A 12,564-nucleotide genomic window follows, 5' to 3' on the forward strand; every position below is an offset into this window, starting at 1 on the left:
CGATCACCAGCGACGGCACGATTCGCGTCATCCTCACCGACCGCACGACCAGGCACCGCCACACGATCGACATCACTGCCATGCAAATCGCGAGTCAACTACGTGAGTGGACAACGGCGTAACGGCGTCAGTGAGCAACCTTCCGACGCACGCCCTGACGGCCAAACCTCGCCAATGGAGAAGACCTTGCCTGACGACATCGATGGCCTGCCCGTTCTGTACTCCCCTGAAACCGTCGCGCAGGCGCTCGGTCTGCCTTCACCACACTGGTTAGAGAACGAAGTTCGTCACAATCGCATTCCCCACACTCGATTCGGACGTCGCCTCCGGTTCACTCGCGAACAGGTCGACCAAGTCATCCAGATCTACGCAGTCCGGCACCGTGATCCAACGCCGCCGACGCGAAATCGGACCAGTCAGAAGACCGGCGCAACGCGGGACCAACCCAGGCGGCTGCAAGCCCGCGGCCCGACCGCCCGCATGCGCAACCTGTCGCAGCCATAGGTCGAGCCTCCCCTATCGGCAACGTGGGAGGCTGGTAGAACCGAATCACCCGGGTCCTGGTGAGTGATAAGGGCCGGTCAGGAGGACGCTCCGTTTCGGCAGATCCCTTCTTTCACCTCGATAACGAAGCCCATGCAGGCAGCAGATATTGCGCCGGGTGGCCTAATGTAAACGTTTGTGGAGGGCGATGGGGAGCACGACAGAAACGGCGAAGCTGGCTCAGTTGCAACGAGCCGCGAGCAGGACGCAGTACGGATCCTACTACTAATCGACGGTGCCGCTGAACCACTGCCTGGTGCAATCGCGGACGACGACGCCCTGAACGACGCCGTCGGCGTGGTCCAGGGACAGATCAGGCTCCAGAAGTTGGACTTCTGGCTACGCAACCCCGACTACCTGGCTGACGAACTGCTCAACGACTACGAGCAAAGCGGCGAACCTCGGCTGCTCGACCTGGCCACGCAGATCTTGGACTCGGAGGAGCCGGAAGTTCGCCGATACCCCATGCTCCGCCACCATTTCGGCGCCTATGAGCCGCTGGATGACGCTCTGGCCGTCCTACGTAGTGCTGGACTGGTTGTACGGCGCCGCCGGGGTCAGGTCGGCCGCACGTCGCGTCATGATTATTACCTGCTCAGCCGGGGCCGCGAGGTAGCCCAAACCGTCGTCGCTGAAGCACCAGCGTTCCGCTATTACGTAGACCGCGTGCAATTGGTGCTGGACCTGGCTGACGGGCGCGGAGGAAACGAGTTGAAGAACCGCCAGTACCTCCAGGACGAGTACGCCACCACTGAACTTGGGGCCCGGATCGGAAGTATCAGCGCCCGTGCTCGTGACCGACTAACCCAGCTATGGGCAGCACGCACAGCCGACGGGGTCGGCGTATGACAGGGCAGGAAACGTCGAGCGCCGGGCATGCCGGCTCGCTCGTAACGCGGATTGCTGCGGCGGCGAACACCGCGGAGGATGACGTTGTCGAGGTGTTCGCGACCTACGGCATCCCGTTGGCCTATCCGCCAGCACGGCCGCGGCGTGTGCGTGTTCACCGCTTGCGCGTCCGCGGACTTCGCACAGGAACTGATCAGGACGGGCCGTTCGACCGCACGTTCACCTTCGACAGCGACTTCACGGCCTTGGTCGCCTCTAATCTACGGGGCAAGACCAGCGTGCTGGAGATCATCACATGGTGCCTTCGGGGATCACCACGTGACAGGTTGCAAGCCGATGTCCGCCGCTGGTTGTCGGACGTAGAACTCGACGCCACGGTCGCCGGACAGGTTCTCGGGTTCCGACTATCGCTCGCCCAGGGTGAGCTGACTCGAGGCGACGTCCTGTCGGCAACTGACCTGGACGCGCTGACTAACGGTGACGTTGCCGGGAGTCGCAGCGGGGTCTCTACGCTGATCAGATCCAGGGCCGTTGACGACTTCGCCGCTCAGGTCTCGACTTTGATGCTCGATCGGCTCGATTTGCAGCCCATGGTGAACACCATGAAGAAGGGCAAGCAGGTCGGCACGCAGACACACAGCTGGCCAACTTACTTCTCCGCGATCAACTTGCCGGCTGGCCCCGACAAGCCGCTCGTAGGCGAGCAGTCCATGGGTGGCCTGGCCGGACGGTTACTACAGGTGTTCTTGGATCTTCCGGCCGCAGCGGTTCTCACACGGGTAAAAGCTGCTCGCGATGTCCTGCAGGCCGAGGTCACCGCGGAGCGGCTGCGAAGTCGACAAGCTGTCGAACAGCGAACCGCGGATCGGACGCGCGTGCAGGAAGCGCTGACTACGGCGGAGGGCGACCTCGCTCGACTCCGTCAGCAGGCCCCTGGGCCCTCTCTGACGGACCTCGCGGTCGCCGCGAGCCAGCGTGCACGCGAGGTCGCCGACGCTCAGGACGAGTGCGACGAGCTCAACCGCGTCTATCGGGAAGCCCGACGGCAACGGCAGGCGGACGAAAAGACGCTGAACAACGTTAAGGAGAGTGAGATCGCACGGCTGCTGTTCCACGGTCTGGACCCGAGCGCATGTCCTCGTTGCGAGACACCGATCACCACGCAACGCCGGCAGGAGGAGCTCAACGTCCACCGCTGCGCTGTTTGCACGGCTGAAGTGGCGGGCGAGCCGGCCGCCGATGACGAGGTGGAAAAGGAGGCACAGGCGCGGCTGGATGCCAGCCGCGCCGCCGAAAGCAAGGTACGCGGGGAACTCGACGCGGCCGAGTCGGCCCTGTCGCAGCTGACCGCGCAACTGGACACGGCACAGCAGCAGCTGCGGACCGACAGCACCGCGGATGCCGTGCGCGACCGCATGAGCGCTGAGCTTGAAGTTGCCCGGTGGAAGGGTGCTCTCGAGATGCTGCCGCAAGAGGGGGGCGCAGAGGGTGAGCAGGAGAACACCGTCCTGGCCGTGCTGGCCGGCGCGGACAAGGTGCTCGATCAGGACAGCAAGTCCGCAGCAGCCGACTTGCTCACCGAGCTGAACGCCGAGATCGTCGAACTGAGCCATCGATTCGGCATGACCGCACTGGAGAGTGTGGAGATCGACCGCGCTGCTCGGCTGAAGGTGATCAAGGGCGGTGGCGCACAGTCAACCTTCAGCAAGCAGAGCCCGGGTGAGCAGGTACGACTTCGAATCGCTGTCGTGATCGCATTGCTGCGCGTTGGTGCTCGTCACGGCATCTCGACCCATCCCGGTTTGATCCTGCTTGACAGTCCGAAGGCTGAGGAGGTCCAGGACCTCGACGCAGCGGCCCTGTTCACCGAACTGGCCAAGTTGGCTGCGAGCGACCAAGTCCAGGTGTTGATTACGACGGCAGACTTCGAAGTCAGTCGGTCTGCGCTCCCTGCGGACTGCCTGGTGATGGCTGAAGAAGGCGCATCGCTGTGGTGAGTGCAAGTCCTCGAGATCCATGTTCGGTAGTCGGGCGGCCGTAGTCATGACCCGGCTGGCTGAGCACCTTATCGACACCGCAACCGAGGGAGCAGTGTCGTCACTCGCTCAACTCGGACCGGAGGCAGTCGTGCACGAGGCCGCCGACATTGCTGCCGGCCCGCTGGCGCCGATGCTTGCCCACGCTCTCGCCTCAGTCGTGGATAGCGCACCGGATATATGGCACGCGGCCACTGCTCGCTTCATCGAGGGATTGCCCGGCCAAACAAGCCTCCTCGCCCTCACGGGCAGCTTGGATGAACTTCTCGGGAGTGCGAGCACGCTCAAAACTCAAGGCGCACAACTGTCCAACGTGCTCCTGCGCGACCTCACACCTCTGATCCACGCAAACCCCTTGCTAGCCGCCGGGCGGCTGGAAGGTGCAGTACGTCTGGCCCTCGCCGGGGCCACGCCACCCTTTGGAGTTCTCAGTCACCTCACGATGCCTCCGTCCACCGCACCGGAGGAATTCACCGAACGCCTCCCACGCCTGCTCGGCGCCGCCATCGATCACTGGGCAAACGAGGAAACTATCGCCGCCGCATTGCACGTAGCCCTGGACCAATTGCGCCACGACAGCGCGGCAGGCGTAGACGCAGCGTTCGAGCTCGCGTGCTGGCGCCTACGGTCTGCGCTCACCGCGGACACATTGCCCGCAGCAATGGCCGCACTCACTGCCGCGCGATCCGAATTCGCCACCGTCGACGCCGCCGAGGAGGGGCGCCAAGACGCGCAAGCCTATGCCGCCGCATGTGACGCCCTGCTCGCGTTCGCTGCGCAAGATCACGGTCGCCTGGTCGATGCCAGCGGCAGGCTCACGACCGCGTTGAACCAGCGCGACGCGTGGCTGTACGGCATGAACGCACCACCGTGGCTCCAACCTCGTCGTGCAGCAGAACTAGCGTGGCGGCGACTCGTACTCGTTCTGAACGCAGCTGCCGATCACCTGGCCGAAACCGTGTGGATGGACGTCTGGGACGCACTCGCCACGGTTCTCGATGCCTACGCCCAAGCACGAACGGCCCGTCCGCTACCGAGCTTGGACGACGCACCCGGACTCGCCGCCATTGTCGAACCGACCATCGAGAACGCGATACTGCGGCAGCAAAGCCTGCTTGCCGCACTGCAGCGCTCCATCACCGAACTATCCAAGCTCGACACCCCGCCCCTTGACGCACCTACCGCAGAGTTGCTGCTCACCAGGATCAAGACCGCGGCGACCACATCACGCGCAAGCCACACCCGAAAACCGCGGCTGGCGCCTGATGGGGACGACGACGAGGAGCCTCACCAGGTCGACACGGCTCGGGTGTATCGCCTTGCTCCCTCCTTAGTTCACGTCCTGGGTGAGTGCCAGGCCGCAGATGTGGCCAACGACATCGCGGACGACAAGCTTAAGGTTCTAGAAGGGATCGTTTATAGCACCGAACTTGCGCGATCGCGGACCGCACATCCCGTACTCGACCGTCTACTTGAAAATCTGCTCCAGCAACTGGGCCAGTCGCCCGACTTCGTCGGCGAGGTCAGAAACACCTTTGGCCTCCTGTTGGAACAGACACTTCGTTTTCTCTTTAGCCGGGCCAACCTCACGACCAAGACATGGGGTCTACACAAGAAGGACAACGATTACCGTCGAGTGCTGAAAGACGGGGACGTCCGCCCGGTTGAGGCGGACTTACAGCAGGACTACCACCAATGGCTTCAGACTGGCCCGCTGAATGGGTTAGTCGCCGTAGAGCAAACCGACATCGCCCTGGGCCGCGCGGATGTCATTGTAATGTTCGGAACCACACGCTACCTTACGGAAATCAAGCGCGAACTCGCCGACTCCACTCCGGAAAAGCTTGAGAAGAGCTATCTCCATCAAGCCGCGGAATACGGGAACACGAACGTACCTTTCGGTCAGCTTCTCGTACTCGACTTGACGCCCCACCGCGATGGCACGCCGAGGCTCGACGAGTCAGTTTGGCTTGCTCGGCACCGTCCGGCCGGCGCGACGAAAGACCGCATGGTCGTGGTTGGTGTGGTAGTGGGCAACCGCTCCACACCAAGCGATCTGTCGTCGTAGCTCTGACATTGCGCTCGAGCCTCGACTGCTATATCGCACTAGGCAATCATCCAATGACGCGATAGCTAGTCGAGATTGGAATATCCGGATAGTTCGTTACGAGCAGTTCATCCCGACTTGTGCGCTTCTTAGCTGTAGCGGCGCTGTATTGGTGCGAAACGAGAATCCGGCGCTGTCCCCTCTTTTCCGGATAGAGCTGTCGAATTAGATCTGCGTCATCATACGAAAGAACCCATCTAAAGTCAGTGGAATTTCTGAGTGCTGTGGCCAAGTTCTTATGCTCATCGTTCTGGAACGACCAGCCGTACAGAGTGGCGGCTTTGTCTACATATGGCGGGTCGAGATAGAGGATGATCTCGTTTGATGTCAGTTCCGGAAACCATGTCTGCGCACGTGCAAGGCTTGTCCGCCAGTCGCATGTCCACACGTCGAGCAATCGCCCCGTGTTCGCTAAGTCCCCTACAGCCCGGATTCGCCGCTCCAAACCTTCGACGCCATATCGACAATCGATCTTGTATGGCGATTTCTGCGCTCGCCCACCGATCGGCCCTGCCCGACCGTGCAGGATCCCAGAAAATGTGGTGCGATTCAGAAATAGACATTTCAGGGCTTTATCTCGTCTACTCTTCGGCTCAGCTAGACGCCACCAGTCCCAACGCTCGATCGTTACCGACTCTTCTTTCATTGCGTTAACAAGCCAAGTCGTGTCGAACGCCGCTACATACCAGAATGCACCGACCAGAGGGTCCGCATCAGCAAGAACAACGTGCTCGACGACTCCGAGCCCGGCCAGACGTAGTGATGTCGTCGCCCCACCGCAGAAGGGCTCCAGCAACAAACGCGGCGGAGGAACGTTAGCCTTGATGATGTCTGTCAGCGTCACGAACAGTTGCCGCTTAGCGCCTGGGTAGCGCAACGGGCTAACAACAGAGTGAGTGGAAAGCACTGCGTCCGCCAACCCGTACCAGGGCTTGTCGAGCACCGCGTCCGCAGGCCAAGGGCGACGCCGGACGTTTGGTCGTTTGACAGACAGCAGACTCAGCTCCTCTCATCGTAGCAATCAGCTCATTCCGGGCATCTCAATCCTGGCACCACTCGGTCGGGGCTGACAATCGTTGTGCGCCAACTGTAACCGGCCATCGGACGCAATCCGCTGCGACTTGACGAGTAACGTCCATGGCCGGCAGAACACAGTCCTCGCCGGAGCTGACGTGATCGCTTAGTGCTGAACCGACGCGGTCCGTCCGCGCCCTCAGCCGGGTTAGCAGCGAACCCTGCCACCACTCGGCCAGCCCCACCGCGCCGGGCCCAGGCGCGTGAATCTGCTTGGCGAATGGCCTGTGGCCAGCATCCAGATGTCGTTCCGACTTCAATCATGTTGAGCGACAGCCTAATACGAGAACATACCGCTGCGTCGACTGCACAATAGGCTGGCAGCTCCTCGTCCATATTCGCCGCTTGTTGCTTGCGCAGACGGCCCCATAGTGCCGGTGGTGTGCGCTACGGTCGTCACTGGCACATCGGCGTGCCTGTAGGGGCGTAACTTCGTTTATTGCATAGAGATTGGGGGCGTTGTGTCGACCATGCTCGGCGCAAGTGCTGGCGCTGCTGGATCAGTGTTGATGGGTCTCTTGGCGCACTCCACCAAGGTCGGTGGAATCTTCGACTTCGGGTATCAGGAAGCGACGGTCCTGACCAACGATGCGTGGACACATGGAGCACATGGGATTCCGCAGCACTGCTTGCTGCTGGCCTATCCACGTGGACTCGACAACCCCGCGCGGACCGGCGCGGTCGACGCCCAGGATCGCGAAGTCGTGCTACTTCGCGTCATTCGGGAAGCGTCGCTACCAAACCAGTCCGACCTCACTCGTCTACGAGCTGAGGACACCGATCGCACCATCACGGACCACTATCGCGAGGACGGCCTAGAGGGCCGCGGCGCCGACGTTCTGACTCGAAGCTTGATGCAGCAGGCCGCGTTTCGGTGCCGCATCCTCGGCACCTTTGTCGAAAATGAGAAGGGCGATCTGGTTTTCGGCAAGGACGTCGACGCGGTCTACGCTGCGGCCGGGTACTTCGTCGCGAAGCCCTACGACGAGAGCCTGCAAGTGGTTGTCGACCACGTCGAGCTCCCGATGGGCGAGCGCGCAGGTGACCTGCCAGGTGACGAGCCAGCAAACGCCGATCTTCCCGACACTGACACCACTATGGTGATCGGTACGCTGCGATACGCCTCATCACGGCGCCGGGAACAAGTTGCCCAAGGTGTTGGTCAGTCGACCGAGGTGGAGGTCCGCGTTCGGCCGAAGGACTTTGTCGCACACAAGACAGCAGTGTTCGGTATGACACGAGCTGGCAAGTCGAACACCATGAAAGTCATCGCGTCAGCGGTACATCTCTACGCCCATAAGACAGGTACGAACGTAGGGCAGCTGATTTTCGACCCTGCCGGCGAGTATGCGTACGCAAATCGCCAGGACAAGACAGCGCTCTCACAGCTCGGCGATAACGTCAGGATCTACAGACTCGGCGCCACGCAGGCGGACCGGAACAAGAACATTCGACCATTATCGCTCAACTTTTTTGATGACACGCAGCTCGACGGATGTTGGAGCCTCGTCGAGTCGTTCTTCCGCGGCGATCAGCGCAAGTATATTCAAAACTTCTTGTCTTGCGATCCGACACGCGACCCTGACTCGGCTCCCGACTCGGGTGACAAGAATCGACTATTAGCAGTTCGCGCAATGTATTACGGCATCTTGATCAATGCGGGTCTGACGCCTCCTTCCGGATGGCACTGCCGTGTGCCGGTAAATCAGCACACACGAGCCCTCCTCGGAATTGACGGGGGGATGACGCTGCGTCTCACGGCTAATCAGCTGAAGTCAGCCTCGGCTCAGATCGCTAGAGTCGCCGCTAAAAGAAAGTTGGTGGCCGATGAAGCCGAGGCAGTCAAGATGTGGATCTCCGACCCTGCGCGCGGCGGCCACGGTGACGCCAGCGTGGATGGCCTGATTGGGATGCTCGCGTCAACTGGTTCAGCTAACGGCTACAAAGAATTGCGAATGCTGCGCTCCTACCACTCATCCGAATCACATGTCGACTTCGCTTCGGCCATATACGGGGACCTTGCGAGGGGCCGCCTTGTCATTGTCGATCTCTCGCGTGGATCCGAGCAAGTACTTCAGACCTGCGCAGAGCGAGTCGTTACCGAGATCCTAGGACGCGCTTCTGCGCGATTCAGGGAAGGTCATCCTTCCCGTCCGATGCAAATCTTCCTTGAAGAGGCTCATCGACTATTCGATCGGGACAAATTTCACCGCACAACCAATAGCAACGACCCCTACGTCCGACTTGCCAAGGAGGCCGCCAAGTACAAGATTGGCATGATCTACGCCACCCAAGAGGTATCCAGTGTCGACGACATGATCCTGTCAAACACGGCAAATTGGGTGTGCGCTTACATGAATAACTCCGGCGAGCTCAAGAAGCTCTCGAACTACTATGACTTTTCCGACTACGCAGCACAGATCCTAACTGCCGATGATCGAGGCTTCGTACGCCTTCGGACCGACTCCTCTCCGTACACATTGCCGATCCAAGTTAAAAAGTTCGATCTCGACATGGTGAATGAGATTCGGAACGAGTGTGGCCTCGCGGCGACTCAATTCAGCACCGAATTCGCGCCCGATGCCGTCGGCGCGACAGACGACTTCGATGACTGCCCGGATCCTGACGAAATCTTCGCGGAGTCCAACCGAGCACGAGTAGCGGGCGCGGTTCGCACTGACGGTGCATCTCCCGGACTGTTCGACGAAGTGGAGGACTAGGTGCCCTACAGCAGCAGGCTGCCAGGTGGCGGGATGCGGTTCGAGATGGCATCCCGCTTCGGACACACACCTACTGCCGACAATCCAAGGATTCAGGAGCGGCTCGCTCACTACCGCAAGCCCGAGGATTGCTTCGACCCCAAACGAATCGAAGACTTGGTCGAGCCTACCGACAAACTAGGCCAAGCCACCCAGCCCACGATCCGCTACGTTGTCGCTGTCGACGGCTCAGGCCACGAGTATGAGGAAACGTTCGATCGCTACCCGTCCACGCGTGTTCTCTACCTCCAGATCGCCGGTGTATTCATAGACCTGGAGCACATGTCAGAGCATGAGGGACCATTCGTCAGCCCGAGCAAGATCGCCGAGGCGACAGAAGCAGCCGTCGTGGCTGGATTTCTCCCCGGATCATTCTTGGAGCACGAAAAATACACCGACCCGCGAACGGCCTTCAGGGCGGAGTTGTTCGATCTTTTCAACGCTACCCGCATCCAGCAACAGTTCTCACTCCTCGACCTGATGCTGGAGGTGCAGAAACATGGGATCGCACCCGACCAGCAGGCCGCATCCCGAGGCGAAATTCTGCTCCCCAAATGCCCTAACGATTCTTGCAGTCTCAACGATTCTAACGTAGCGCGATCGCGCGGCCTTTGTGTGCCTGCGCACAGTATGATTCCGTGTCCAGAGTGTGGCATTGAACTGTGGTCCACGGATACATTCCGCATATTCGAATCCTTTCGGCCGGATGCATCCAATGGCGAGGTGATGGGTCGGTGTCGGGACATCGTTGAACACCTTGTTTTAGTTGGCGTAGCGTTGAGCCTTGAACAACTCTACCCGAAACTGCTTCCGCAGACGGCCTTTCTATACGATGGAGATCTTGCTGTATTCGGTGAGGCCGCACGCATATTTCGTGGATTACTCGGGATATGGCAGGCCATTATGGGGCGTTGTATCAAGCGCGATCAGCAACCGCCAGTTGTGCTTGGTATCGCGAAGACTGGCTACCCAGTGGAGCATCTGCACGGCATACAGCGATTCGTCCCACCTGGGAGCTATATGCGTCTAGACGATTCTTATATGCATGAGGTCCTGCGTGTTAGCAGTCTGACCGAGACCTACTACGGACGGAAGTTCTTCTACCACGCCAGCGACGGACAACTCATTGTTCTCACGGTGCCGCCACTAGAGGGTCGCGCCTATGCCAAATCTACGGCTGGGACGCCGGATACAGACAGCCAACCAGGACGTTTCCCGACATTAGAGAGGACCTTCCGGGCGTTGGATAGAATGGGAACCCGGTTGTACGACGACGCGGTCATCCCCGTCTCACTCGCACATACGTGGGCGGCATACCCCCTTAATAATGCGGACCATGTGCTTCGCATCCTCACCGAGGAGAAGCTCAAGAAGAAGTCTTGACGGGTGCGCCGCAGATGCATCCGCGACTACGAAACGCCTGCCCGAACACCACGGAGCCTGGGTCACCTGCTGAAGTGATCATCCTCATGTCCCGCCGCTTCGCCCACGCTCAACCACGACAATGAGCAGTTTCGTTCACACGCACTGAGGCAATGTTCTTCTCTTGCATTGTTGGCTCGTCGAGCCGTAACGGCATCGATCCTGCGAGCACCAAGCCAGGAGAAGTCGCTGTGATATGAAGGCTCGTGATCGGACCGGTGGTTGCAGAATACAGTGCACCCCTTCTGCATTGGAGTGACGGCGCTCAATGCCGCCTCGTATCAACAGGTTTCAAGCCACGACAGATCAGCGGAGATGGCCCAGGCCCTGACGTCCGGTACATCGCTAGGCGCGGTCCAATGGGTGACCACCGCGCTCATCGGCGCTCTTGTGCATGACTGGTTGGTTAGTACCCCTCGGGGCTGCTGCACGATCAGGTGACAGTGGTTAAGCAGCCTGTCGGGCTGCTGGGGACATGATGGTTTCGAATTCGATGGGGGTCAACCGGCCGAGTCGGGCTTGTCGACGCCGACGGTGGTAGGTGCGCTCGATCCAGGTGACGATCGCGATCCGCAGTTGTTCGCGGGTGTCCCATCGCTGCCGGTCTAAAACGTTGCGTTGCAGCAAGCTGAAGAAGCTTTCCATCGCGGCGTTGTCACCGGCCGCGCCGACCCGGCCCATCGACCCGGACATGCCGAAACGGTTGAGCGCGTGGACAAATCGCCGGGAACGAAATTGCGACCCGCGATCGGTGTGCAGGATGCAGCCGGCCACCTCACCGCGGCGGGCTACGGCATTGTTCAACGCCGCGACCGCCAGCCGCGACTTCATGCGCGAGTCGATCGAGTAGCCCACGATCCGCCCCGAGAACACATCCTTGACCGCGCAGAGATACAGCTCGCCTTCATCGGTGCGATGTTCGGTAATATCGCTGAGCCACAGCCGGTTTCGTTCATCAGCGATAAAGTTCCGGCGGACAAGGTCATCATGGACCGGCGGCCCCGGCCGTCCGCTCTTGCCGCCCCGGCGTTTGCCGAACACACTCCACCACCTGTTGGTCGAGCAGATCCGCCACGCAGTCCGCGCGGCCATCACCTCACCGGCGACGCGGGCCTCGTCGGCCAGGAACCGGTATCCGAACTCGGGGTCGTCACGGTGCGCGTCGAACAGCGCGTTAGCCCGATACGCTGCTGCGATCTCTCCGGCAGTGACCGGTTCGGCCAGCCACCGGTAGTAGGGCTGGCGAGCGAGCTGTAGTACCCGGCACGTCACCGCTACAGGAATCCCCTCAGCGGCAAGCTCTTTCACGAGCGGGTAGAGCCTTTTCCCGGTATCTGAGCCTGCGACAGATACGCCGCCGCCCGCCGCAGCACCTCGTTCTCCTGCTCCAGCAACCGGATACGACGCCGGGCATCACGCAACTCGGCCGACTCGGTGCGCGTTGTTCCCGGCTTGTTCCCGTCGTCGACCTCGGATTGGCGCATCCACTTCGACAGCGTCACCGGGTGCACACCGAAATCGGCGGCGACCTGCTCCAGCGTCACCCCGTCCTCGCGGTTGCGAGCGACCCGGACCACGTCATCGCGGAACTCCCGCGGATACGGCTTGGGCACAGTGACATCCTCTCAGGCCGGCCACCAGACCAGCCATCTCAGTTGTCACCTATCCGTGCAGCAGCCCCGCCGCCTCGCCCGAACCCAGCCACGGAAATGAGCAGTTTGTTCACAGGCTAACAATCCGTGGCTGACAAGCGATCTCGACAACCATCCGATAT

7 protein-coding genes are annotated in these 12,564 nt (G+C 60.8%); 5 read left to right on the forward strand and 2 right to left on the reverse strand.

From position 1 onward, the window contains the following. Window positions 1–681: 681 nt before the first annotated feature. The 3 genes from ACFMRZ_RS20510 to ACFMRZ_RS20520 all read left to right on the forward strand — a co-directional run bounded on the left by ACFMRZ_RS20510 (window position 682) and on the right by ACFMRZ_RS20520 (window position 5,496). Window positions 682–1,392 (forward strand): hypothetical protein, encoded by a 711-nt coding sequence (locus tag ACFMRZ_RS20510; protein ID WP_400180373.1) that lies wholly within the window; start codon window positions 682–684, stop codon window positions 1,390–1,392. Further along, complete coding sequence (locus tag ACFMRZ_RS20515; RefSeq protein ID WP_400180374.1) at window positions 1,389–3,389, forward strand: hypothetical protein; 2,001 nt, start codon at window positions 1,389–1,391, stop codon at window positions 3,387–3,389. The genes ACFMRZ_RS20510 and ACFMRZ_RS20515 overlap by 4 nt, the downstream gene beginning before the upstream one ends. A 130-nt stretch (window positions 3,390–3,519) precedes the next feature. Further along, window positions 3,520–5,496 carry a hypothetical protein gene (locus tag ACFMRZ_RS20520; RefSeq protein ID WP_400180375.1) on the forward strand — a complete coding sequence of 659 codons (1,977 nt, stop codon included), beginning with the start codon at window positions 3,520–3,522 and terminating at the stop codon, window positions 5,494–5,496. Between the two features lie 46 nt (window positions 5,497–5,542). Here the strand turns inward: ACFMRZ_RS20520 and ACFMRZ_RS20525 are convergent, their stop codons facing one another. Next, window positions 5,543–6,478 (reverse strand): DNA adenine methylase, encoded by a 936-nt coding sequence (locus tag ACFMRZ_RS20525; protein WP_400180376.1) that lies wholly within the window; start codon window positions 6,476–6,478, stop codon window positions 5,543–5,545. 601 nt (window positions 6,479–7,079) lie between these two features. Between ACFMRZ_RS20525 and ACFMRZ_RS20530 the strand changes: the two genes are divergently transcribed. Together ACFMRZ_RS20530 and ACFMRZ_RS20535 are read left to right on the forward strand one after the other, a co-directional pair. Next, window positions 7,080–9,329 carry an ATP-binding protein gene (locus ACFMRZ_RS20530; RefSeq protein ID WP_400182922.1) on the forward strand — a complete coding sequence of 750 codons (2,250 nt, stop codon included), beginning with the start codon at window positions 7,080–7,082 and terminating at the stop codon, window positions 9,327–9,329. After that, window positions 9,330–10,751 carry a hypothetical protein gene (locus ACFMRZ_RS20535; protein ID WP_400180377.1) on the forward strand — a complete coding sequence of 474 codons (1,422 nt, stop codon included), beginning with the start codon at window positions 9,330–9,332 and terminating at the stop codon, window positions 10,749–10,751. It begins immediately after the preceding gene. A gap of 486 nt (window positions 10,752–11,237) precedes the next feature. On the opposite strand, the gene ACFMRZ_RS20540 is transcribed toward ACFMRZ_RS20535, so the two are convergent. Further along, a protein-coding gene (locus ACFMRZ_RS20540) for an IS3 family transposase (protein WP_400180378.1) occupies window positions 11,238–12,403 on the reverse strand; the annotation gives its coding sequence in 2 pieces (ribosomal slippage) (window positions 11,238–12,116 and window positions 12,119–12,403; 1,164 coding nt in all). Window positions 12,404–12,564: the final 161 nt, after the last annotated feature.

It is taken from the genome of Nocardia sp. N2S4-5, assembly GCF_044628355.1.
Classification (GTDB): domain Bacteria; phylum Actinomycetota; class Actinomycetes; order Mycobacteriales; family Mycobacteriaceae; genus Nocardia; species Nocardia wallacei_B.